Source organism: Pseudidiomarina woesei, assembly GCF_001418345.1.
Lineage (GTDB): Bacteria > Pseudomonadota > Gammaproteobacteria > Enterobacterales > Alteromonadaceae > Pseudidiomarina > Pseudidiomarina woesei.
Genome location: NZ_LIPW01000006.1, coordinates 58214 through 82819, shown reverse-complemented (window position 1 = coordinate 82819; position 24606 = coordinate 58214). Strand labels below are relative to the sequence as shown.

The following is a 24606-nucleotide window of genomic DNA, read 5'->3' as shown; positions in this document are numbered from 1 at the left end:
TGATCTAACATGAATTTGATGCAGCAGAGTATAGACGCATTCTATGACAGTATTGTTACAGCGCTGTCATATTGCTGACATTTTTCTGTCATGCAACTGCTCGCTGGTGGTTGTGGTTCAATTGTTGCGGCCATAGCAACTGAGGTGCTTGGGTGGCAGAAATGTGCGCTAACTGTAACACCCACATAGCAACCCGTGACTGACCTATGCCACCACCAATGCACTCCGGTAGCTCACCATTTAGCAATTGTTGATGCCAAGGTAGTTGCAGCAGACTATAACTTTTACGTAGTGCGACCTGGTGCTCTAGCGCACTACTGTTAACCCGAATTCCCATCGATGATAATTCAAGCGCGTCGTTAATTGGCTCATGCCAAACCAATAAGTCGCCATTGAGCCCAGCAAAGTGCTCGCCACTGGCTGGGTGCTCAATTTGGGTACTCCAGTCATCATAATCAGCTGCTCGGTCATCGTGTGGCATACCGTCGGCAAGCTCGCCGCCGATTCCTATGAGAAATACAGCTTTGTGTAGCTTGGTAATTTCGTACTCGCGTTGCTTGGGTGATAATTGCGGAAACATCCGACGAAGCTGTTCAGCATGAATAAATACCACTTCTGACGCTAAGTCGTTGCCAGCTTCTGGTGAAAACTGGACATGTAACGCCCGCAAGGCCTGATAAATGTCACGCACAGTGGCTTTCAGCGTGTCTAGCGAACGCTCTGCTGGTTGAATAACACGTTCCCAGTCCCACTGCTCAACAAGCACTGAATGACGTTCAGTTAGGCGCTCTTCGTCAGCACGAATGGCTTTCATTTGGGCCACAATACCCTCGCCCGGTTGACAACCATAATGCGCCAATACGCTGCGTTTCCACTTCGCCAACGAATGCACAATTTCATAGTCGCGCTGCTCGGCTTTAACATGTACCGCAACCGCTCGTTCAGTGCCACTCAGATTATCTTGTACCCCAGAGTCTTTCGGCACCATAAGCGGCGCCTGCACCTCGGTTAACTGCAGTGTTTCACAAAGTAGTTCGGTGAATCGTTGTTTCAGTCTTGCGACATCTTGTTGTTGTTTTAACATGTTTGAAATCTCCGTGGTTCGGGGTTCGTTGTTCATTGTTAGTGCGCTTCGCTGTTCGTTGTTCTACGCCGGGTAGCGCATCGCGCTGTGATTGCTATTCAACAAAGTAAACCCTAACAACCAATCCATTCAATACTATTTAACCAATAAAGGAATGCGTGATAACTTAAACAGCAATATTTTGGTTTTTGTTGAATAAAATCTAAAAACAACGTGAGTTTCGGTGGGGAAATTAAATGATCGATAATTTAGACAAAGCGATAATTAGCACGCTACAAGACAACGCGCGCGTTTCTTATGCGGAAATTGCCAAGCAACACAGCGTTAGCCCTGCAACTATTCACGTGCGGGTGGAAAAATTAAGGCAGGCGGGAATTATTACCGGCACCCATGTGCATGTTGACCCACGCGAGTTAGGCTACGATGTGTGCTGTTTTATTGGTATTAACTTAGCCCGCGCCGGCGACTATCCCAGCGCTCTGGCGCAACTGAACGCCCTACCAGAAGTCGTGGAGGCCCACTACACCACCGGCCAATACAGTATTTTTATTAAAGTGATGGTGCGCTCAATTGATGACTTGCAGAATTTGCTCATCAACAAAATTCAGCCCATAGAGGAAATTCAGGCCACTGAAACGTTAATTTCGTTACAGCAGCCGATTATGCGGCAAATTCAAGTTTAAAAAAACGCCCTCGTAACGGTCTCGTCACAAGGGCGTTTTGCGGTGTTTACGCGGTCTAAATTAGTTCAAGCCTAGTTTCTTCAGCTCTTGTTCAACAACCACACGCGGAACTGGAATGTAGCCGTCTTTATCGACAATTTCTTGACCCGTTTTTGACAGTACCATTTTCAAAAACTCTGCTGTTGCTGGGTCTAATGGTTTGTTCGGGTGTTTGTTTACATAAACATACAAGAAACGTGCTAGTGGGTACTTACCCGCTAACGCATTTTCAGTGGTTGCATCAACGTATTCAGCACCCGCTTCTACTGCTAATGGTACGGTTTTAACGCCAGACGTCATGTAACCAATACCCGAGTAACCAATAGCGTTCAAAGACGTTGATACAGACTGTACTACTGACGCCGAACCTGGCTGTTCGTTGACGTTATTGCGAAAATCGCCGTCACATAGTGCGACTTCTTTAAAGTAACCGTAGGTACCAGAAACTGAGTTGCGGCCGTATAACTGCAAGTCCCGGTTAGTCCAACTACCAGTTAAACCTAAGTCACCCCAGCGGCGAACTTCTTCAGTGGCGCCACACAAGCGCGTGCTGGAGAAAATAGCGTCCACTTCGGCTATAGTTAAACCTTCAATAGGGTTATCTTTGTGTGCAAATACAGCTAATGCGTCAATCGCTACGCGCACCTGGGTTGGCTTGTAGCCGTGACGCTTTTCGAAAGCTTCAATCTCTTTCGCTTTCATAGCGCGGCTCATTGGCCCAAAGTTCGAAGTGCCTTCAGTTAAGGCTGGTGGCGCAGTTGATGAGCCAGCCGCTTGAATTTGCATGTTCACGTTCGGGTACAAACGCTTAAATTCTTCAGACCAAAAGGTCATCATGTTAGCTAAAGTATCTGAGCCTACCGACGACAGGTTACCAGACAAGCCACTAACTTTTTCGTATTCAGGTAAATCGTCAGTCGCTTTTTGTGCAACGGCTGAAAAACTTAATAAACTTGCAACGGCTGCGGTAGCTAAAGTTGCGGTAAAACGCTTCGCTGTGATTGTCTTGTTTATCATGAAAAACTCCAATCGTAAGTGATGATGGCCGAAGCCAATCGATTAATCATTAACTGGAGCTAAGTTTAGTGTGTCAATATGACAGTATTGTGACATTTGTGACGATTCTGACATTTTTATTGTAGCTGCTTATTACATATTGCTCGCGAGGTGCTTGCTAGTCGCGAATAACCAGCTCTTCGGAAATTCGAAACGAAAATTTCGAGCCGCGACCAACCACTGAGTCAATGTTCAAGCGACTATGGTGGTGCTCTAACGCTTGCTGAACTATGGCCAAGCCCAAGCCTGAACCGCCTTTTTTGCTGTTTCGATCTTTATCTACCCGATAAAAGCGTTCGGTTAACCGCCCAACGTGCTCAGCCGGAATGCCAGGCCCGTTGTCCTGTACCGAAAACTCAATATCACCGCCCACGGCCATTTTCCAAGTCACTTTTATTTGGCCGCCTGCTTGTGTGTAGTGAATGGCGTTGGCCACCAAATTCGAAATAGCACTGCGCATTTCGTCTTCAATGCCATGAATTTTAATTGGCGCAACATCAAAGCTAATCGTGTGCTGCTTGTCATGATTTAAACGTTGAGCGTCCTGCTCCACAGCGGCAATTAATTTGGGAATATCAGCAACACGATCAAAAATATCACTACGATGAACATCCATACGCGACAAGCTAAGTAGTTGATCAACCAAATTGCGCATGCGATCACTTTGCGCTTGCATGTCCGTTACCGCTTTTTTCATCATGGTTGGCGGTAAGTCGGCTGGCTCATCAAGCATTTCTAAATAGCCTTGCAGCACAGTTAATGGCGTTTTCAATTCGTGCGATACGTTTGCTACAAAGTCCTTGCGCATTTGCTCAAGCTGTTTCAATTGCGTGACGTCGCGCGCCATTAATAAAAACTGATCATCGCTATAAGGCATTACCCGAATTTCAAGCTCAATGTCTTCGCGCACCGGCGATGGCAAGTGTATATCTTCGCGAAAATCGCCTTGCTGTAGGTAAGCAATAAACTCAGGGTAGCGAATAAGGTTCGATAGCCGAATTCCGGTGTCGGCCGGCCATTTCAAACCAAAATAAAACTGCCCAAGCTTGTTGCACCAAATAAGGCTGCCGTCTTTGCGAAACACTATTGCGGCATCTGGAATGGCCTCAGAAGCTTCGCGAAACCGACGCAACAAGCGAGCTAACGCGCGGCGGCGTTGCTGGCTACGCCGTTGGGTACGGTAAATACCGTCGTAAATATAGCTCCAACTGCCGGGGGCACTAGGGGGTAACATAGTGCGGCGATGCCATAACCAGTCAACAAGTTTGTACTGGTAGTAATAATGCCATGCTGCAAGCGCTGTTAGGGCTATGGCCAAAGTTGCCCAAAAATAACCAAGTAACCAGCCAACAAAGCCCACTGGGATGATAAACCACAGCAGGCCTTTTAGAATAAACAAGACAGAGTAACGACGGTCCATGTTTAATGCCCGTCGTTCTTAATTCTTTGAGAAGCGGTAACCCACGCCACGCACGGTTTGCACCAGGCGGTCATGGCCATGAACTTCCAATGCTTTACGTAACCGACGAATATGTACATCAACGGTACGGTCTTCAACATAAACATTGGTACCCCAAACATGGTCAAGCAACTGCTCTCGACTATACACGCGATCGGGGTGTGTCATAAAGAAGTGCAGTAATTTAAATTCAGTAGGCCCCATGTCCAAACGGTCATTAAAAGCCGTAACACGATGGGACACTGGGTCTAAACGCAAACCTTCAATGTCTAAGGGTTCGTCAAGCGCGGTTGGGGCAACTCGACGAAATACAGCTCGCATGCGGGCCATGAGTTCTTTGGGCGAGAATGGCTTGGTCATGTAGTCATCGGCGCCGACTTCTAGACCGCGTACCTTGTCTTCTTCTTCGCCGCGCGCCGTAAGCATAATAATTGGAATTGACCGTGTGAAGTCATCGCCTTTCAGCTTTTTGGCAAGTTGAATGCCTGAGCCACCTGGGATCATCCAATCGAGCAGAATCATATCAGGGAAAGGCTCAACCACCTTTTCCAAGGCTGCTTGGTAATCACCTGCTTCAATAGCTTGATAGCCGTGCTGTTCCATGACGAAGCTTAACATTTCGCGAATGGGTGCTTCATCTTCAACAATCAGTATCTTTCTGGACATCTGCGTCACCTAATTTGTTTTTGGCACGGCTGATTATCACGATACTTTATGACACTTTTATGAAAACGACCAAATTTGTGTCATTTATTTTAATTGAATATCTATCCAAACAAGACGATGGTCAGACGAAGCCTTGCGATTCTGCACTAATTCTGCTTTTGGTTCGCCGGCTACCGGCCAAAACACACCACTTTGAATGAGCGATATTCCTGCGTTTGATGGCAGCACGTAATCGGCACGCTTACGCCACCCAGCAGTATGTTCTGCTGCTAACGGATTATCTGGCGTATGCAGCATACCGCCGCGGCTAGTGGGTGGGTTTTTCGCGTTAATTAACGGATGTTCCAATAATTGTTGAATTGCACCAGGAACATTGTCCTTACCGTCAACAGAGGCATTAAGGTCGCCGGCAATAACAAAGGCTGCGCGCTGAGGCAAACCGCCCTTCTCGCCCTTGTCATCATAAATATAGTCACTTAAATGCGGTTGAATATAGTCAGCCCAAAAGCGAATTTCATCAAAATTACGACGGCCATTTCGATTCTCTTTTCCATCAAAAACTGGCGGTGTTGGATGGCTCACCAACAGGTGTAAAACATGGTCTTTTACTTGAATTGGCAAATCCCAGTGTGACTTTGAGCTCAATGGTAGCTCGTTCCATGCTGCCGCACTGAAAAACGGCTCACTCGTTCCTGCTTTTAGTGGCGCCAGCGCGCCGGGCATATCTTTCCACTTAAATTTTTGAAACGTACGCACTTGTGAGTTGTGAATCGGGTATTTAGACAACACTGCCATACCGTATTGGCCTGGATAAAGACCATAGCCCCATGCATCGTCACCTGTGCCCGTCGCAACCCCATCGCCATTTAAGTCATACGGGCTTGGCATTCCGGTATTCACTGGCGCGATAAACACATAGGGATAATCAATCGGTGACTCGCCGTTTTGGCTTACTTGTAGATAATCCCGTTTGAAAACATCAATTCCTTCAGATGCATCAATAAAGTCAAACTCATTGAGCACCAGCACATCAGGGCGAGTGTGTTGAATAATTTCAGCTACCGCTTTAATTTGCGGATGTTGAGTAGCCAGTGCTGCCTGCAATGCTTGAGCGCCTTGCTCTGGAATTGCTTCATAAGACAAATAATTACTTGCATCCATGCTGACATTGAAGGTTGCAACGCGCAGTGCAGTCGGTTCATTTATTTTTTCTTTGGGCATATCGCATCCAGCCATAAAAAGCGAAAGAACAGAGAGCGCAAGGGCTGTATAGATTTTCATCGACGAGAAGAGTCCTTCAAAAGGTCAGTTATGACTGGCCGAAAGCATAAAGGTTCAATTTAACCGATGCAATTTAAATAAAAATTGCGTAAAATATTGTCATATTTTTGACACAAGGACGTGATAATTTCTCTCGTCCAAAAGTCATCAAGGCGTCAACACTGCGGTATCGCCTTGGCTCGATTTTTATTACAACCAACCAACCCAGGAAATAAAGATGAGTACATCTCTGCGATTAACGCGCACCGCGAGTGCCATCGCAGTTGCCTTAGGCTTGGCCTCTGCAACTGCAGTAGCACAAGATACCTCAGCAGCAATGCGTGGTTCTATTGTCGGTCCACAAGGTAACGGCGCCGCCAATACCAAAGTTGTCATTGAGCACATGCCTTCAGGCAGCCGCTTAGAAGTGACAACCGACGATTCTGGTTCATTCATTGCAAGTGGTCTTCGTGTTGGCGGTCCTTACCGCGTAACTATCGACTCAGACGTATACCGTGACGCCGAATACCAAGAAGTATTCTTAAAGCTTGGCGAAACTTACCGTTTGAATGCACAGCTTGAAGATGCGAACGTTGAACGCATTAGTGTAACTGGCAGTGCGATTAACTATGCAGCCCTGAACAATGGCTCATCAAGCTCATTCGGCGAAGAACAAATTGCATCACTGCCTACTTATGGCCGTGACTTAAAAGAAATCGTTCGTTTGAACCCTTTAGCGACTCAGCTTGGCGATGGCGACCAGTTGGTTGTTGCGGGTAATAACCCGAAATACAACTCAATCACTGTTGACGGTATCGGCCAGAACGATGACTTCGGTTTGAACAGCAACGGTTACCCAACTCAAAGTTCACCAATTTCAATTGACGCTATTGCGCAGTTGAACGTTGACGTTATGCCTTTCAACGCGAAAGACAGCAACTTCACTGGTGCAAAAGTTAACGCAGTAACCAAATCTGGTACCAACGAGTTCGAAACTTCTTTGTTCTATCAGTACACTAGCGATAGCTTAGCGGGTAACCCAAGCGAATCAATTTATGACGCTGGTGCAGGTATTCCGAACGTTGACTACTCTGAAAAAACCTTAGGTTTTGGCGTTGGTGGTCCAATCATCAAAGATGAATTGTTCTTCTACGTAAACTACGAAAAAGCTGAAGAAACCAATGCTCCTTACCGTGGCCCTATCGGCTCAAGTGCTTCTAACATCGCGAACATTTCTCAAGATCAGTTAGACGAAGTTATCCGTATCGCGAAAGACGTATACGGTTTAACAGATGCACAGCTTGGTGACTGGAACATGCCAGCTGAAGAAGACGATGAGAAATTATTGGTGAAGTTGGACTGGAACATCAGCAACGAGCACCGCGCAGCATTTACTTATCAAAACACCACCGGCAACTCAATTCGTGGCCACTACGGTAGTGATGGTTCAATTGCGTTATCATCAAACTGGTATAACAACGAACAGACATTGAACGCTTACGCGTTGCAGTTCTATTCAAACTGGAGCTCTAACTTCTCAAGCGACATTAAATTGTCGTACAAAGATGTTGAAGCGTTGCAAGAGCCATTAAATGGTCGCACCATGGGTGAAGTTGTTGTACAGGTAGACAACAATCGTAACTCTGTAAGCTTTGGTCCTGACTATTCACGCCACGCAAACTATGGTGAAAACCAAACGTTTGAATTGCAAGCTAACGGTGAGTACCTGTTAGGTGACCACGCGTTGTCATTCGGTTACATGTATCAGTCAACTGATATCTATAACTTGTTCGTACAAAACTCTTTGGGTTCATGGACTTTCTGGAGTCTTGAGAACTTTGAAAACCGTCAAGCCAACCAGTTCTACTATGCTGGCAGCTTAACCGGTGACGTGAACGACGCCGCTGCGAACTTTACTCAAGGCCAGCAAGCTCTTTATCTACAAGATACTTGGGCACCAACATGGGATCTTGAACTAACTTTCGGTGTTCGTTACGAGCGTATTTTCGCAAAAGACAAGCCAACCTATAACCCTTTGTTTGCTGAGCGTTATGGCTTTGCTAACACTGAGAACTTAGACGGCAAAGACTTAATCCTTCCTCGTGTGGGCTTTAAGTATCAGTTGAATGACGACACCCAATTACGTGGTGGCTTCGGCCGTTACGGCGGTGGCCGTCCTAATGTTTGGGTATCAAACTCATACACCAACAGCGGTATGGCCTTCTCGCAGTTCGATACGCGCAGCTTGCCATCATCTGTTTATCGCGACAACGTAGACCCAACTCAAGTACCTGAGGCAGTTCAAAACTCGTTGACTCGCGACGGCTATGTTAACGCTATCGACCCGAACTTTGAGTTACCAACTGACTGGCGTGCAAGCTTAGGTATTGATTTCAACAGCTTTGAAATTCCATTCTTAGGTCACGACTGGTTCGCAAGTGCTGAATACATCTACAGCCGTCGCAAAGATGACGTGCAGTGGGTTGATTTAGCTCGTCGTCCATTATTGGACTCTGAAGGCAACGTGGTTACTACTGCTGATGGCGGTCGTATTATCTATGTTGTTGATGATCCAATTGATGACCACGTACCTGGCGGTATTGGCGACGACAATGGCGTTGACCGTTACGACCTAATGCTAACCAATGGTGACGGTGGCTCTAGCAAAATCTACACCTTCACTTTAGGTAAAGCGTGGGATAACGGTTTAAGCTTGCGTACTAGCTACACCAATCAAGACGTTGAAGAAGCTGTTGCTGGTAGTTCAAGCACCGCAACATCAAACTTCCGTTACCCAGTAGCTATTGACCCGAACAACGTTGAAGCAGGTACTGCCTCATACATGGTAGAGCATCGCTTTATGGCCGACATTACTTATAAAACTGAATTATTCAGTGGTTATAAGTCAACTTTCGGCTTGTTCTGGGAACGCTACTCTGGTCGTCCATGGGGTTACGTGTTAGACACATTCCGCTTCAACAAGTTTGGTGATCAACAGCAGTTCGACAGTACCGCTCGTTACTTGCCATACATTCCAACCGGTGCTGATGATCCAAACGTAATTTATACCGACGGCTTGGACTATGAAACCTTCGCTGGTTACTTAGCAGAAGCTGATTTGTTGCAATATGCTGGTGGCTATGCACCACGTAACAACCGTCGTGCACCTTGGACAACCAACGTGGATTTCAAATTCTCACAAGAAATTCCTGGTTTTGCTGAAGGCCACAAAGGTGAGCTTTACATCAACATTCGTAACTTGATTGCTATCTTCGATAAAGATGCTGGCCAGAAGCACGTATTGCCATATGGTGACAACGCGCGTCAAATCGCATCAGTCGACTTAGATGATCAAGGCCGTTATGTTTATGGTCGCCCATACAACAGTGGTGACGGTTTCGATGTACTGAACCTAGCACCAACTCGTTACACGCCAGAGCGTTCTACTTGGCAGGCGAAAATTGGTGTTCGCTACCGCTTCTAATGTGAGCTGTAGAAACATACTGAGCAAGCCCTCGCTTTTTGCGGGGGCTTTTTTTATGCCGTTTCCTAATTTATAGCCACAATAAGCGTTCAAAAGTTAGCCAAAATAAAATTCTAAACTATAATTCGCATGACACTAAATTGTCACACAAACTACTTAGACTTTCGTTCCTAAAGACAATAAAAGCTGTGTTCCACTACAATCCAAGGAAAACAACGTCATGTTCCAAAGTAAACCAAATCGTATTGCTGCAGCCATTGCTATTGCGATAGGCCTGTCGTCAACGGCGATGGCGCAAGAAACGTCATCAAGTATTCGTGGTGTGGTTACTAGCCAAGCCACAGGGGAAGCCATTAGTAATGCCACAGTTACGTTACGGGACGAACGTACCGGCACCAGTACCAACATTACAGCTAACCAAAACGGCTTATTCTCAGCCCGTGGTTTGGCCGTTGGTGGTCCATACACGTTAACGGTTACGGATGCTTCAGGAAACGTCGAAGTTGTAGAAAACGTTTATTTGACTTTAGGTGAAACGGAAAACGTAAGTGTTCAAGTTGCTCAGCAAGATGTTGAACGCATTCAAGTAAGTGGCCGTCAACTTACCATGACGTCAGGCGCAAGTGGCCCAACCGCTAGCTTCAACTTAAGCGACTTACAAACTCAGCCTAGCGCTAATCGTGACATTAAAGACGTGGTGCAAATTGACCCGCGTATTTATATCAACGAAACCAACGCACGTGATATTCAGTGTGGTGGTGCTAACCCACGCTTTAACAGCTTGACGGTTGACGGTGTGCGTACCAACGATAACTTCGGTTTGAACTCAAGTGGTTATCCAACCGAACGCATGCCATTTAGTTATGACGCGATTGAACAGGTAGCTGTTGAACTTGCTCCATTTGATGTTCAATACGGTGGTTTTACTGCGTGTAACATTAACGCCGTTACTAAATCTGGCGAAAACGAACTATTCGGCAGTGTATTTTTTGACTACACCAACGACTCATTGTCAGGTGACAAACTTGAAGGCGACTCAATCAACGTCGGCGCCTTTAATGAGCGTCGCTATGGCTTTAATGGCGGTGGTGCTTTGATAAAAGACCAGTTATTCGCCTTTGTTGCCTATGAAAAACTTGAAGGCGCCGATACCTTTGACCGCGGGCCAGAAGATGGCAATGTCGCAACGCCTGTTATTGGCGTAACACAAGCTGACCTTGACCGAATCGGCAATATCGCGCGTAACGTATATGGTTTTGAGCCAGGTAATTTCCCTTCCAGCATTCCGGTTGAAGATGAAAAATTCTTAGCCAAGTTGGACTGGTACATTAATGATTCGCATCGCGCATCATTTACGTACAACTATAACGACGGTTATTCAATTGCCGAGTCTGATGGCGATGACAACGAACTCGAGTTTTCAAACCACTTCTATGAACGTGGTGCCGAATTCCAGTCATATGTTGCTCAATTATACTCAGACTGGACTTATAACTTCTCAACCGAATTACGTGCTGGTTTCTCGAAGTTAGATGCTCGCGTTAATCCGTTGGGTGGCACCGAAGTTGGTGAAGTTCAAATTAGCCACAACGGCAATACCATCTATTTAGGTGCGGACGATTCACGTCATGCGAATAAATTGAAATATGACACCACCTTCTTCAAGCTTTCTGGTACTTACTTGCTTAACGACCACACCCTGACCTTCGGCTATGAACAAGAAACTTATGACGTGTACAACTTGTTCATTCAAGAAGCGCAAGGCGAGTTCCGGTTTGCTTCAATTGATGCCTTTGAAACTGGTGATGTCAGTCGTGTTATTTATGAAAACGCCGCAGGCACCAACAACCCTCAAGACGGCGCTGGTCAATTTGAATACTCAGTAAATACCTTGTACGCGCAAGATGAATATTACTTCATTGATCAAGACCTAACCCTAACGCTTGGTTTACGTTATGACTGGTACACAACAAGCGACGAACCAGCTCTAAACCAAAACTTTGCTAATACATACGGCTTTGCCAATACCGCAACACTTGATGGCGAAGGCTTATTACAACCGCGTTTAGGCGTAAACTGGGTGGTTGATGACCAGCTTGAAGTACGAGGTGGTATTGGTTTGTATTCTGGTGGTAACCCTAACGTTTGGTTATCAAACAACTACTCAAACAACGGCACGAAGCTTTATGAAGCAAACCGTTTTAATGTGAATTTGTTTGACTTACCACATGACGGTACCGGCAATCCGCTGATTGATATTCCACAAGAAATGGTTGACGAAGTACTTGCGGCAAGTGGCTCTGGCCCAGTGAACGCACTCGACCCGAACTTTAAGTTACCGAAAGAGTGGAAGTTTGCGTTAGGTGCAACCTATGTGTTTGAAAACGACTATGTATTCATGGCCGATTTCCTTCACACTCGCAAAGAAGACGCAGCCATTATTAGCGATCTTCGTCGTCAACAAACCGGCACCGCCCCTGATGGTCGGCCGATTTACAGTGGCAGCGGTGCAGATGCGTTCATGCTCACCAACGTGAACGGTGACTCGGGCGATCAAACAAGTATTAGCTTTGCTCTCTCTAAGTCGCATGACTTTGGCTTAGATTGGTCACTTGCGTATGCTTGGAACAAAGCCGAAGACGTCAACCCAATGACGAGTTCAGTTGCATATTCAAACTACACGAACTTAGCAACAGCGGACATTCAAAACCCGGGCGTTGCCACGTCAAACTATGAAATTCCGCACCGCTTCACATTCCGTGCAAGCTATACCACTGAATTTGTTGCTGGCTATGACTCTATCTTTAGCTTGTTTGCCTCGGCCAACAAAGGGCGTCCGTATAGCTTTACTATGAACGCTCCGGTTGGTGACATTACCAGTAACCGCCAATTATTATATGTGCCAACTGGTGTGAACGATCCAAATGTAGTTTGGGGTCCAAACTTAACCACCGCGCAAATTGACGAGTTCTTCGCCTTTATCAGCGACTACGGCTTAGACAAGTACGCGGGTGGTATTGCTCCACGAAACGAGTTTTACAGTGACTGGTGGCATAAAGTTGACTTCAAGTTCGAGCAGAAATTACCAGGTTTCGCAGACAATCACCAATCGAGCGTCTACTTTGTTGTTGATAACCTGACTAACTTGCTCAACGACGACTGGGGTGTTCTGTACGAAACTAGCTTCCCTCGTACCGTGTCACTTGCCAACGTAAGCATTACAGACCAAAACCAATGGCAGTTTGATTCGTTTACAAATCGCCTAACATCGGTTCAAGGTCGTTCTGGTGCGCCATCGCTATGGAGTGTTCGCTTAGGTTTCCAATACGACTTCTAAGCTGAAATTCAAGCACAACAATATGCCAAGCCCCCGTTCAAGCGGGGGCTTTTTTTAGCGCCAATTTAAATTTCTAGTTACAATGGCAGCTTGTGAATTGCCAATGACGATTAGGAACACTATGGAACAAAGCCAGCATGAGTTTTTTATGCGCCGCGCACTTGAGCTTGCGGCTGTGGCGGAACAACACAATGAGGTGCCCGTTGGTGCGGTGCTGGTGCTCAATGGCAAAATCATTGGGGAAGGTTTTAACCAGGTCATCACATTAAATGACCCCTCAGCCCATGCCGAAGCGCAAGCCATTCGTGCGGCCGGCGCCGCCATTGGCAATTACCGGTTGGTTGACACTACCTTGTACGTGACCCTTGAGCCGTGCGCCATGTGCGCAGGGTTGATAACCCATGCACGAGTTAAGACCTTAGTGTTTGGCGCTACAGACCCTCGTACCGGCGCCACAGGCACGGCCATAGAGGTGATTAACCACCCCAGCATGAACCATCAGGTGGAGGTTATTGGCGGCATATTAGCCGACGAGTGCGGCGATCTTTTACGCCAATTTTTTCGCAAACGACGCTAGCAAACAACACCGATAACAAGCGGCCACCCATAACAAAAAGCCCAGCTATGAAGCTGGGCTTTTGCTATCGAGGCCACTTAGCCGAGATAAACGCGCGCATTGCGGAACATGCGCATCCATGGGCTATCTTCGCCCCACTCGTCTGGGTGCCAGCTATTCGCTACAGTACGGAATACCCGCTCCGGATGCGGCATCATAATCGATACCCGACCGTCGGCGGTGGTTAAGCCGGTAATACCTTCAGGCGAGCCGTTCGGGTTGGCAGGATAGCTAGCGGCAATGTCACCACGGTTATTAATATAACGCATGGTCACTAAGCCTTCAGCATTCACGGTAGCTAAGTCATTGCCTTTGAATTCAGCACGGCCTTCGCCATGTGACACGGCGATTGGCATGCGTGAACCCGCCATGCCTTCAAAGAACAATGAGTTGTTCTTTTGCACTTCAACCAAACTGAAACGCGCTTCAAAGCGCTCTGAACGGTTAGTGACAAAGTGTGGCCATGCTTCGGCACCTGGAATTAACTCTTTGAGATTCGAGAGCATTTGACAACCGTTACAAACGCCTAACGCAAAGGTTTTATTGCGTTCAAAGAACGCAGCAAACTCATCGCGGGCACGATTATTGAACAAAATTGATTTTGCCCAGCCTTCGCCGGCACCCAGTACGTCACCGTACGAGAAGCCACCGCAGGCCACTAAGCCATTGAATTTTTCCAAGCTGACTCGGCCGCTCAAGATATCGCTCATGTGCACGTCAATGGCGGCAAAACCTGCACGATCAAAGGCTGCCGCCATTTCCACATGCGAGTTCACGCCCTGTTCGCGCAACACCGCAACCAATGGGTCACGCCCAGTGTTGATATATGGCGCGGCAATGTCTTCACTGATATCAAAGGTTAAGTCAGCGAACAAGCCGGGATCATTCAAGTTCTGTTTGGTTTCAAACTCTTCGTCTGCGCATTCTGGGTTATCACGTAAGCGCTGCATTTGGTGCGTGGTTTCCGCCCAAATTGCGCGGTAATGGCTACGCAAGTGCGACAATACTTCTTCGCCATTGCGATTAAAGCGCACCACGTCTTCACGTACGGGGCGACCAATAACGTGTACGCAGTTTTCTAAGCCGTGCGCTTTATAGGCTTCAAGTACTGCGTCAAGCTCTTCAACGCTTACTTGCACCACGGCACCAAGCTCTTCGCTAAATAACGCCGCCAAGTCGTCTTCACCTAAGGCGTCCAGAGCGACTTCCACGCCACAATGCCCCGCAAAGGCCATCTCCGCTACGGTGGTGAACAAACCGCCGTCGGAACGATCGTGGTAGGCCAACAGTTTTTTCTCGTGAATCAGCTGTTGGGTGGCGTCGAAAAAGCCTTTAAATAACTCTGGGCTATCCACGTCTGGCGTTACGTCGCCTAATTGGCGATACACTTGTGCCAACGACGAGCCTCCTAAACGGTTTTGTCCACGGCCTAAATCAATCAACACCAACTTACTGTCGCCTTTATCCATGCGTAACTGCGGCGTTAAGGTGCGACGAACATCGCGCACGCGGCCAAATGCTGTGATCACCAAGCTTAATGGCGCAGTAACTGACTTATCACCCTGCTCGTCTTGCCACTGAGTTTTCATCGACATTGAGTCTTTACCTACCGGAATGGTGATGCCAAGCGCCGGACACAGTTCTTCGCCCACCGCTTTTACGGCTTCATATAAACCGGCATCTTCACCAGGGTGGCCTGCCGCGGCCATCCAGTTGGCGGACAATTTCACAAATTTTAAGTCGCCAATGTCGGCAGCCGCTAAGTTGGTGAGTGACTCACCCACCGCCATGCGTGCTGACGCTGCAAAGTTTAACAACGCCAACGGTGTACGCTCGCCCATGGCCATGGCTTCGCCAGCATAGGTGTCGTAACTTGCTGCGGTGACAGCAACATCAGCGACTGGTATTTGCCACGGGCCAACCATTTGGTCACGTGCCACTAACCCGGTAACCGTGCGGTCGCCAATGGTGATCAAAAAGGTTTTTTCTGCAATGGATGGCAAGCGCAATAACCGCTTAGCTGCTTCATTAAGTTTGATCTCATCACGAACTAATGTTTCGCCTTGGGCGCGTTGTGACTTCACATCGCGGTGCATTTTCGGCGGCTTTCCTAGCAACACGTTCAGCGGCAAGTCAATTGGCTTGTTGCCAAAGTGCTCGTCAGTCATGGTGAGGTGTTCTTCTTCTGTGGCCTCGCCAATCACCGCAAACGGCGCACGCTCGCGCTTACAAATTTCTTCAAATACGTCCATGCGATCGGGCGCTATTGCCATCACATAGCGTTCTTGTGACTCGTTACACCAAATTTCCAGTGGTGACATGCCTGGCTCGTCATTGGGTACTTTTCGCAGTTCAAATTTGCCACCTCGGCCACCGTCGCCAACTAATTCTGGCATGGCGTTAGACAGACCACCGGCGCCTACGTCATGAATAAATGCAATTGGGTTTTTCTCACCTAGCTGCCAGCAGCGATCAATAACCTCTTGGCAACGACGTTCCATTTCAGGGTTGTCACGTTGTACCGAAGCAAAGTCTAAGTCTTCACTAGACGTACCTGAGGCCATTGACGATGCAGCCCCACCGCCTAAGCCGATATTCATCGCCGGGCCACCCAATACCACTAATTTGGCACCAACCGGAATTTCGCCTTTTTCAACGTGCTGCTCGCGAATGTTCCCCATACCGCCAGCAATCATGATTGGCTTATGGTAACCACGAATTTCTTCGCCGTTGTGACTGTTGACTTTTTCTTCATAAGTACGGAAATAGCCGGTTAGCGCTGGGCGGCCAAATTCATTATTAAATGCTGCGCCACCTAACGGGCCTTCAAGCATAATATCTAGTGCCGTGACAATACGATCGGGCTTGCCGAAGTCTTCTTCCCACGGCTGTTCAAAGCCTGGAATACGTAAGTTAGACACGCTAAAACCAACCAAGCCGGCTTTTGGCTTCGAACCACGGCCTGTAGCCCCCTCATCACGAATTTCACCACCAGAGCCGGTTGCGGCACCAGGATAAGGCGAAATAGCGGTAGGGTGGTTGTGCGTTTCCACTTTCATGAGAATATGCACAGGCTCATGAAAATAGCTGTACTCACCGGCAGCATTGCTGCCCGCCGGGTATGGATAAAAACGCCCAGCTTCTGAGCCCACCATGACGGCAGCGTTGTCTTTGTACGCCGACAACACGTTGTCTGGAGTCACTTCATAGGTATTCTTGATCATTTTGAACAACGATTTCAGCTGTTCTTTGCCGTCTATAGTCCAGTCGGCATTAAAGATTTTATGACGACAGTGCTCTGAGTTTGCCTGCGCAAACATATACAGTTCAATGTCATTTGGGTTGCGCTCAAGCGCGGTGAAATTGTCATACAAATAGTCAATTTCATCATCTGCAAGCGCAAGCCCCATTTCAATGTTTGCACGCTGCAAGGCTTCGCGGCCGCCGCTTAAAATATCGATACTTGCTAATGGCGCTGGTTCTGCTTCTTTAAAGAGCACCGAGGCCTGCTCAAGACTGCCTAGCACCATTTCCGTCATACGGTCGTGTAACAACGCTGCAGCTTGCTGCATTTGCGTTGCGCTAAGGTCGCCCGTTAAATAATAGGCAACACCACGCTCGATACGGTGAATTTGGGTTAACCCACAATTGTGCGCAATATCTGTCGCTTTTGACGACCACGGAGAAATAGTCCCTTGCCGGGGTACCACAACCACTAATTGGCCTTGCGGTGCGTGCGCTGCAACAGTAGGGCCATAAGTCAGCAATTTTGCTAATACCTGATTTTCGTCGCTATCTAGCGAGTGCTCAACATCGACAAAGTGCATAAACTCAGCATAGAGTTCGCTAACAGGCAATTCTGCTGCACGCAGACGTTGTAGCAACTTTTCAGTACGAAAATCAGACAAAGCGGGAGCACCGCGTACTATTTCCACAGACAAGTCTCCAAAATTTTAGGGGCTGTTAATCTTGTTTTTCAGTCTTGCTTTTCAGTTAAGCGAAACCATTTTTGTCGTCGCTCGGTTTGCAAATGGCGTTGTTTGCGTAACCAAGCGCGACGGCGCTCGGGTGAAACTAATCGACGGTTGCTTTTGCGCATTATTCGGCTCCGTCACCACTCCCTTCGGGAATTGTGATCGTCATTGGTTTTGCTGGAATGCGTCCGCGCTCATCAAGCCAAACCAAAGTGTCATAATAGCGACGTATGTTCCCTACGTATCGCACCGGTTCATCACCACGAGCAAACCCAAAGCGGGTTTGGCGATAAAACTTTTTCTGTCGTAATAAAGGTAGTCGTTTTCGCACATCTATCCAACGATCGGCATCACCGCCTTGCTGTTGCGTTAATATACGTGCGTCCTCTAAATGCCCATAGCCAATATTATACGCGGCTAAGGCAAACCAAATACGGTCTGGTTCTTGTATGCGCGCTGGAATACGCTGCAGCATGCGCTCAAAATAACGGGCACCGCCTTCAATGCTTTGGGCAGGGTTTAACCGGCTGGTCACCCCCATAGCTTTTGCCGTTGGCAGGGTTAGCATCATCATGCCGCGTACCCCGGTCGGCGAAACAGCTCGCGGGTTCCAATGGCTTTCTTGATAACTTATTGCTGCTAATAAACGCCAATCTAGGCTGCCCGCGTGCTGTTCAAATAACTCTCGGTACTTAGGCAAAACAGATTGTACCGCGTTAATGAATAGGCTGGTATCGACATAATTGAAGGAGCTAACATGGCCAAAATGTTGATCAAGTAGTTGGGTTAACTGTCCCGACTCGCGCAAGTCACCAAAATAGCGAATAACCTCAGCATACAAGGAGCCATCAACGTGTTGATTCAGCATCCAAGCGATATCCACGTTGTCTCGAACCGTGAAGGCAACACTTAAGTTTGGGAAATACCGACGTTGCAAATCTAAGGTATTACTATCGGCGATGGTGTAGGCAATATCGCCGTCAATGACTTGTTGTAGCAAGCCGGCGGTGTCTTGTTCGTCGGTTGCACGCCACTGTAGGTCTGGATACTCTGCGGCAATACTCAGTAGCCAATCATGGTGACTTGACCCTTCTACCACGACCAGTTCGGCGTCAAGCTCGTCTAGACTACGTGGCCGATTACGCGAGCCCTGACGAAACACGACGCGCTGCTCAACTTCCAAATATGGCGGGCCAAAACGGAATTTTTTCGCACGCGGTTCAGTGCGGTCTAATCCGGCAGCTAACAAGTCAACTTCTCGCGTTGCTAGCAAATTCATTAGGTTTTTGACGTTGTAGCGTGACACCATTTCTAGTTCCACGCCCAATTCATCGGCGAAGTTTTTTGCCAGTACATATTCAATGCCAGCTTCGCCATTGGCATCTAAATAATAGCTGGTTGGACCCAACAGCGTGCCAACGCGCAGCACACCTCGCTCTTTTATTGCGTCAAGTTCGCTAGGCTGCGGCTCGGGTGCGCAGCCTAGTAACAAACCCAATACTAAAAAGCTTACCAACCAGCGCAGCACGCGTTATTCCCATTCAATGGTGGCTGGTGGCTTACCCGAAATATCGTAAACAACCCGCGAAATACCATCGATTTCGTTGATAATGCGGTTGGATACTTTTTCAAGTAGCTCATACGGCAAATGTGCCCAGCGAGCGGTCATAAAATCGATAGTTTCGACCGCACGCAATGCGATAACCCAGTCATATTTACGCGCATCGCCCATCACACCTACTGAACGCACCGGCAAGAACACCGCAAATGCTTGGCTAATATCATGGTAAATACCCGCATTGCGTAATTCGCTAATAAAAATGTGATCAGCGCGGCGCAGCAAGTCACAGTATTCTTTTTTCACTTCTGCCAATACACGTACGCCTAGGCCTGGGCCTGGGAATGGGTGGCGGTAAAGCATGTCGTACGGCAAGCCCAATTCAAGACCAATTTTGCGTACTTCGTCTTTGAATAGCTCGCGCAAAGGCTCAACCAAGCTTAACTTCATGTCTTCTGGTAAGCCACCCACGTTGTGGTGCGACTTAATCACATGTGCTTTGCCAGTTTTCGAGCCAGCCGATTCAATCACGTCAGGGTAAATAGTGCCCTGCGCCAAGAACGACACGTCTTTAATTCGGCTTGCTTGCTCGTCAAATATTTCAATAAACACGCGGCCGATAATTTTGCGCTTGGCTTCCGGGTCTTTTTCGCCAGCTAGGGCATCAAGAAAGCGGTTTTCAGCGTCAACATGAACAATGTTTAACCCATAGTGGTCACCAAACATTTCCATCACTTGCTCAGCTTCTTGCCAACGTAGCAAGCCATTATCCACAAACACGCAAGTAAGTTGGTCGCCAATAGCGCGGTGTAACAACATGGCTGTTACTGAACTGTCTACGCCGCCAGATAAGCCTAAAACCACTTTGTTGCTACCTACTTGCTCACGGATACGTGCAACCGCGTCGTCAATAATGTGTGCTGGCGTCCAGTTGCGCTCACATTCACAAATTTCGACCACAAAGTGTTCTAGCATGCGCATGCCTTGGCGCGTATGAGTCACTTCTGGGTGGAACTGCACCCCGTAAAAATCACGCTTGTCATCGGCCATTGCGGCAATTGGACAGGTTGGGGTTTGCGCGACAATGTCAAAACCTTCTGGCGCTTCAATGACCTTATCGCCGTGGCTCATCCACACGTCAAGCAATGGATTGCCGTTATCATGCACGCTGTCTTCAATGTGATGAAACAGTGGGCATGGCGCAATACGTTCAACTTGCGCATAGCCAAACTCACGCTCTAATGAGCCTTGCACTTTACCACCAAGCTGCTCGGCCATGGTTTGCATGCCGTAACAAATACCAAATACCGGAACACCTGCTTCAAACACGTACTCTGGGGCGCGCGGTGAGTTTGCTTCAGTAACTGACTCTGGGCCGCCTGACAAAATAATACCGTTTGGCTTAAAGTTTTTGATGTCGTCGGCGCTCACGTCCCACGCCCACAACTCACAATAAACCCCAAGCTCACGAATGCGGCGCGCAATTAACTGGGTGTATTGCGAACCAAAATCTAAAATCAATATACGATGTGCATGAATATCTTGCATGATTGCTTAACCCATCCGGTAGTTTGGTGCTTCTTTGGTAATTTGCACATCGTGCACGTGCGACTCGCCCATACCCGCAGCAGTTACTTTGACAAACTGTGGCTTGGTACGCATTTCTTTCATGGTGGCACAACCGGTTAAACCCATGGCTGAGCGTAAACCACCCATTTGTTGGTGAATAATAGTCGCAATTGGGCCTTTATAAGCCACACGGCCTTCAATACCTTCAGGAACTAACTTTTCCGCTTCATTTGAAGCCTGGAAGTAACGGTCTGACGAGCCATGACGCTGGTTCATGGCGCCAATGCTGCCCATGCCGCGGTATGACTTGTAGTAGCGACCTTGATACAACTCAACTTCACCTGGCGACTCTTCGGTACCGGCCAGCATACTGCCAACCATGACGCAGTCTGCTCCAGCGGCAATCGCTTTGGCGATATCACCCGAGAAGCGGATTCCACCGTCAGCGATCACTGGAATGTTTGTACCTTTTAGCGCATCCACAGCGTCGCTAATGGCGGTAATTTGCGGCACACCACAACCAGTAACAATTCGCGTGGTACAAATTGAGCCTGGGCCAATACCTACTTTCACGGCATCAACACCCGCATCAGCAAGGGCTTTGGCACCAGCGCCAGTGGCCACGTTACCAGCGATGATCTGCAGGTCTGGATAGGTTTTACGAGCCCAAGCAACACGGTCAATCACGCCTTGTGAGTGGCCATGTGAGGTGTCAATTAACAGTACATCAACACCCGCTTCAACTAAGGCTTCAACGCGTTCCTCAGTGCCTGGGCCTACGCCCACCGCGGCACCAACGCGCAAACGGCCAAGCTCGTCTTTACAGGCATTTGGTTTATTTTCTGCTTTGGTGAAATCTTTCAGGGTAATCATGCCGCGCAAATGAAACGCATCATCAACCACCAAGATTTTCTCAATACGGTGTTGGTGCATTAGGTTAAGAATTTCTTCGCTCTTGGCGTTTTCTTTAACCGTAACTAGCTTGTCTTTTTGCGTCATGATTGAGCTGACTAGGCGCTGGTCATCGCGCTCAGCGCGGGTATCGCGACCGGTAATAATTCCGACTAATTCACCGGACTTTTCAACCACCGGAAAACCATGAAAGCCATGTTCCACGGCTAACGCACGAATTTCACCTAAGGTCGTGTCTGGGCTAACGGTGATAGGATCTGACACCATACCACTTTCGTATTTTTTCACTTTGCGAACGTGCGCGGCCTGTTCGGCGATGGTCATGTTTTTATGCACAAAACCAAGCCCGCCTTCCTGTGCGAGGGCAATTGCTAATGCTGCTTCGGTAACCGTGTCCATGGCTGCAGAAACCATCGGAATATTGAGTTCAATTCCGCGAGTTAAGCGCGTGCGCAAATCGGCAGTATGGGGTAAAACAGTTGAATGACCGGGGACGAGTAAAACGTCGTCAAAGGTAAGGGCTTCTTGAGCAATTCGTAGCATGGCAACATCTCACTGGCTGACTTAATGTTGCGGGCAGATTTTACTCGCAAACGGCTTTTCAGTAAACTGTTTTTTCAACTATACCACGAGGTTTTCGCATGCAGCAGCCCCATATTTTTACCGTTTATGGATTAAACACCGAGGTACGACAAGTACTTGAGCAAGGTTTTGGTTCAATTTGGCTGGTTGGCGAAATTTCAAACTTCGCGGCACCAAGCTCGGGCCACTGGTATTTCACTCTGAAAGATGAGCGTGCACAAATTCGCGCAGCCATGTTTCGCAATGCCAATCAGCGGGTACGAATTAGGCCCCAGCACGGTATGCAAGTGTTGGTGCGAGCCAAACTGACCGTTTACGAGCCGCGCGGCGACTACCAGCTCATTATTGAGCATATGGAAGACGCTGGTGCTGGTTTGCTGCAGCAAAAATACGAACAACTGAAAGCCAAGTTACAGGCCGAAGGACTGTTCGACCCCGCGCATAAGCAGCCGCTACCTGAATCAATCAAAAAAGTTGGGGTGATTACCTCGCCCACAGGCGCTGCTGTGCGCGACATTTTAGCCGTACTCAAACGCCGAGACCCCAGCGTTGAGGTAATTATTTACCCTAGTGCCGTGCAAGGCCAAGCTGCCACCGGTGAGTTACTGCATATGTTGCAACGGGCTATAAGCCGTAATGAAGTCGACGCATTGATCATGGCGCGTGGCGGCGGTTCTTTGGAAGATTTATGGTGTTTTAATGACGAACAGCTAGCGTATGCATTGCATAGCTGCCCGATTCCGACCATTTCGGCAGTTGGTCATGAAGTAGACTTTACTATTTGTGACTTTGTTGCAGATGTGCGCGCGCCAACTCCCTCTGCGGCCGCCGAATTAGTCAGCCGGGATCAACGCGAAACCTTGCAGCGCATTAGCCATTTAGCTCACCGTGTAGAACAGGCATGGGCGCGCTATTTTCGCCAATATCAACAACACCAGCAGCATTTGGCGATGCGTTTGCAACAGCAGCATCCACAGCGTCAACTGCAGCAAAATAATCAGCGTTTAGATGAACTCAGTGCGCGTGTGCAGCTAGCGATGCGCCGTTTGTTGCAACAACAGCAACGCCAACAAACACAGTTGGCAAGCCGACTAAGCACGGTTCACCCTGAGCGCCGTTTAGCGCCATTACAGCAACAGCAACAACAATTAAAGCAACGTTTGCAGTTGGCTATGTCACAATTGCTAAAGCAGCAACGACAACGCTTTCAGTCGCTCAGCCAAGGTCTACACATGGTCAGCCCGTTACAGACTATCGAGCGTGGCTACGCAGTGGTGCGTAAAGCCGACGGTGCCGTTGTGCGCAACCCCGCTGAACTGGCAACGGGGGAGGCATTTCAGGTGAAAGTTGCAGCTGGTGACTTTAAGGCAGTAAAAACTGAATAAACGCGTACCACAACGGTAAGGTGACAAAGCACAACAGCACGCCGTAGCCAACAATGGCTGCGGATAAAGTGGGCGCTAACCCGGCCATAATTGCTAAAGCACCGGCCGAAATCATGGCGGGCATAGCCGCTTCCATTATCGTCACTTGCACAGCCAATTGCTCTAACCCAAACCAATACAGTACGGCCAGCGCAATAACTGGGGTTGCTACCAGCTTTAAACCTAAAGCCCAATACAACGGACCACGGTCTTCTTGAGGTAAACGAAACTTCAATTGGTACCCCACCGCGACCATAATTACCGGGACAAGGGTAATTGCGAGTGAATCAACAAATTGGCTCATGGCCGCCGGATAATCGAAACCGCGTAGTAACAACGCAACCACTAACGCAACAAACGGCGGGAATTTAGCAATCCGCAACGCGATAGCGCCCGCGCTAGGACGCTGGGTATCAGTACCTGGCTCATGACTGTAAATGGCAGCAATAATAGTGGCGTATATAGACAGAATGAAGAACGAGCCGAGCTGGTCATACAACAATGCATACGGAATGCCTTCTGGACCAAAAAACGCTTCCACCATAGGAAAACCAACAAACGACGTATTTCCCAGTGGAACCACAATCAACATAGCGCCTGTGGTCCAGCGTGACCATTTGAGCCACTTGCTTAATGCCAGCAATACCGGCACCGTCAGCGCCAGCAGCAACCATGGCATTAGCGCCGGGTACAGCAGCTCTTTGCCAAAGGTTAAGCTTGGAATTTTTTGTAACACAACAGCCGGCAAAGCCACGTAAATAACGTAGGCGTTGAGTATTTGCCCGGTGTTTTGAGGAAATTGCCGGCTACGTTGTAACAACAAACCAATGACAACGTAACCGGCAATAAAAATGAAGTTGGCCATTTTGTCCGTGCGTCCATTCCTGTTGGGAAATTAGAAGG

General features: G+C 48.2%; 16 protein-coding genes. 5 read left to right on the top strand and 11 right to left on the bottom strand.

Going from position 1 to position 24606, the window contains the following annotated elements:
- Window positions 1–88: 88 nt before the first annotated feature.
- Entirely contained in the window at window positions 89–1084 is a 996-nt protein-coding gene (gene asnA / locus ASC40_RS09540; protein ID WP_055439577.1) for an aspartate--ammonia ligase, read from the bottom strand.
- Between the two features lie 236 nt (window positions 1085–1320).
- Between asnA and asnC the strand changes: the two genes are divergently transcribed.
- Window positions 1321–1767, top strand: a complete 447-nt coding sequence (gene asnC / locus ASC40_RS09535; protein WP_055439576.1) for a transcriptional regulator AsnC — start codon at window positions 1321–1323, stop codon at window positions 1765–1767.
- A gap of 60 nt (window positions 1768–1827) precedes the next feature.
- Here the strand turns inward: asnC and ASC40_RS09530 are convergent, their stop codons facing one another.
- The 4 genes from ASC40_RS09530 to ASC40_RS09515 all read right to left on the bottom strand — a co-directional run bounded on the left by ASC40_RS09530 (window position 1828) and on the right by ASC40_RS09515 (window position 6208).
- The gene (locus ASC40_RS09530; protein WP_055439575.1) at window positions 1828–2823 is read right to left on the bottom strand and encodes a PstS family phosphate ABC transporter substrate-binding protein; all 996 of its coding nucleotides are present in this window, start codon (window positions 2821–2823) and stop codon (window positions 1828–1830) included.
- Between the two features lie 157 nt (window positions 2824–2980).
- Entirely contained in the window at window positions 2981–4282 is a 1302-nt protein-coding gene (gene phoR, locus ASC40_RS09525; RefSeq protein WP_055439574.1) for a phosphate regulon sensor histidine kinase PhoR, read from the bottom strand.
- Between the two features lie 18 nt (window positions 4283–4300).
- Window positions 4301–4987: a phosphate regulon transcriptional regulator PhoB gene (gene phoB / locus ASC40_RS09520; protein ID WP_055439573.1), complete on the bottom strand. Its 687-nt coding sequence runs from the start codon at window positions 4985–4987 to the stop codon at window positions 4301–4303.
- 84 nt (window positions 4988–5071) lie between these two features.
- On the bottom strand, window positions 5072–6208 hold the full coding sequence (locus tag ASC40_RS09515; protein WP_245622257.1) for an endonuclease/exonuclease/phosphatase family protein: 1137 nt from the start codon (window positions 6206–6208) through the stop codon (window positions 5072–5074).
- Window positions 6209–6485: 277 nt separating this feature from the next.
- Here ASC40_RS09515 and ASC40_RS09510 point away from each other — a divergent pair, with 277 nt between their 5' ends.
- The 3 genes from ASC40_RS09510 (at window position 6486) to tadA (ending at window position 13645) form a co-directional block, all read left to right on the top strand.
- The gene (locus ASC40_RS09510; RefSeq protein ID WP_055439572.1) at window positions 6486–9731 is read left to right on the top strand and encodes a TonB-dependent receptor; all 3246 of its coding nucleotides are present in this window, start codon (window positions 6486–6488) and stop codon (window positions 9729–9731) included.
- 220 nt (window positions 9732–9951) lie between these two features.
- Complete coding sequence (locus ASC40_RS09505; protein ID WP_055439571.1) at window positions 9952–13068, top strand: TonB-dependent receptor; 3117 nt, start codon at window positions 9952–9954, stop codon at window positions 13066–13068.
- Window positions 13069–13189: 121 nt separating this feature from the next.
- A complete protein-coding gene (tadA, locus tag ASC40_RS09500; protein ID WP_072243434.1) occupies window positions 13190–13645 on the top strand; it encodes a tRNA adenosine(34) deaminase TadA in 456 nt (151 codons plus the stop codon).
- A 77-nt stretch (window positions 13646–13722) separates the two neighbouring features.
- Here tadA and purL read toward each other — a convergent pair whose 3' ends face one another.
- From purL to guaB, 5 genes are read right to left on the bottom strand one after another with little or no spacing between them, the layout of a single operon-like run.
- On the bottom strand, window positions 13723–17619 hold the full coding sequence (purL, locus tag ASC40_RS09495) for a phosphoribosylformylglycinamidine synthase (protein ID WP_055439569.1): 3897 nt from the start codon (window positions 17617–17619) through the stop codon (window positions 13723–13725).
- Window positions 17620–17660: 41 nt separating this feature from the next.
- A complete protein-coding gene (locus tag ASC40_RS12065) occupies window positions 17661–17783 on the bottom strand; it encodes a hypothetical protein (protein ID WP_256209411.1) in 123 nt (40 codons plus the stop codon).
- Entirely contained in the window at window positions 17783–19156 is a 1374-nt protein-coding gene (mltF, locus tag ASC40_RS09490) for a membrane-bound lytic murein transglycosylase MltF (RefSeq protein ID WP_425415076.1), read from the bottom strand. Before mltF ends, ASC40_RS12065 begins: the two co-directional genes overlap by 1 nt.
- A gap of 33 nt (window positions 19157–19189) precedes the next feature.
- Window positions 19190–20764, bottom strand: coding sequence for a glutamine-hydrolyzing GMP synthase (gene guaA / locus ASC40_RS09485; protein WP_211256883.1), 1575 nt, complete (start codon window positions 20762–20764; stop codon window positions 19190–19192).
- 6 nt (window positions 20765–20770) lie between these two features.
- Window positions 20771–22240: an IMP dehydrogenase gene (gene guaB, locus ASC40_RS09480; RefSeq protein WP_055439566.1), complete on the bottom strand. Its 1470-nt coding sequence runs from the start codon at window positions 22238–22240 to the stop codon at window positions 20771–20773.
- Window positions 22241–22338: 98 nt separating this feature from the next.
- Between guaB and xseA the strand changes: the two genes are divergently transcribed.
- Entirely contained in the window at window positions 22339–23664 is a 1326-nt protein-coding gene (xseA, locus tag ASC40_RS09475; RefSeq protein ID WP_055439565.1) for an exodeoxyribonuclease VII large subunit, read from the top strand.
- Here the strand turns inward: xseA and ASC40_RS09470 are convergent.
- Window positions 23642–24568, bottom strand: coding sequence for an AEC family transporter (locus ASC40_RS09470; protein ID WP_055439564.1), 927 nt, complete (start codon window positions 24566–24568; stop codon window positions 23642–23644). The genes xseA and ASC40_RS09470 overlap by 23 nt on opposite strands.
- Between the last annotated feature and the right edge of the window lie 38 nt (window positions 24569–24606).

What these genes read in the sequence shown, in the direction of transcription:
- guaA (WP_211256883.1), bottom strand. Translation starts at nt 20,764, where the DNA reads ATGCAAGATATTCATGCACATCGTATATTGATTTTAGATTTTGGTTCG.
- asnC (WP_055439576.1), top strand. Translation starts at nt 1,321, where the DNA reads ATGATCGATAATTTAGACAAAGCGATAATTAGCACGCTACAAGACAAC.
- ASC40_RS09515 (WP_245622257.1), bottom strand. Translation starts at nt 6,208, where the DNA reads ATGCCCAAAGAAAAAATAAATGAACCGACTGCACTGCGCGTTGCAACC.
- guaB (WP_055439566.1), bottom strand. Translation starts at nt 22,240, where the DNA reads ATGCTACGAATTGCTCAAGAAGCCCTTACCTTTGACGACGTTTTACTC.
- ASC40_RS09530 (WP_055439575.1), bottom strand. Translation starts at nt 2,823, where the DNA reads ATGATAAACAAGACAATCACAGCGAAGCGTTTTACCGCAACTTTAGCT.
- ASC40_RS09470 (WP_055439564.1), bottom strand. Translation starts at nt 24,568, where the DNA reads ATGGCCAACTTCATTTTTATTGCCGGTTACGTTGTCATTGGTTTGTTG.
- ASC40_RS09510 (WP_055439572.1), top strand. Translation starts at nt 6,486, where the DNA reads ATGAGTACATCTCTGCGATTAACGCGCACCGCGAGTGCCATCGCAGTT.
- asnA (WP_055439577.1), bottom strand. Translation starts at nt 1,084, where the DNA reads ATGTTAAAACAACAACAAGATGTCGCAAGACTGAAACAACGATTCACC.
- xseA (WP_055439565.1), top strand. Translation starts at nt 22,339, where the DNA reads ATGCAGCAGCCCCATATTTTTACCGTTTATGGATTAAACACCGAGGTA.
- phoB (WP_055439573.1), bottom strand. Translation starts at nt 4,987, where the DNA reads ATGTCCAGAAAGATACTGATTGTTGAAGATGAAGCACCCATTCGCGAA.
- ASC40_RS12065 (WP_256209411.1), bottom strand. Translation starts at nt 17,783, where the DNA reads ATGCGCAAAAGCAACCGTCGATTAGTTTCACCCGAGCGCCGTCGCGCT.
- ASC40_RS09505 (WP_055439571.1), top strand. Translation starts at nt 9,952, where the DNA reads ATGTTCCAAAGTAAACCAAATCGTATTGCTGCAGCCATTGCTATTGCG.
- phoR (WP_055439574.1), bottom strand. Translation starts at nt 4,282, where the DNA reads ATGGACCGTCGTTACTCTGTCTTGTTTATTCTAAAAGGCCTGCTGTGG.
- tadA (WP_072243434.1), top strand. Translation starts at nt 13,190, where the DNA reads ATGGAACAAAGCCAGCATGAGTTTTTTATGCGCCGCGCACTTGAGCTT.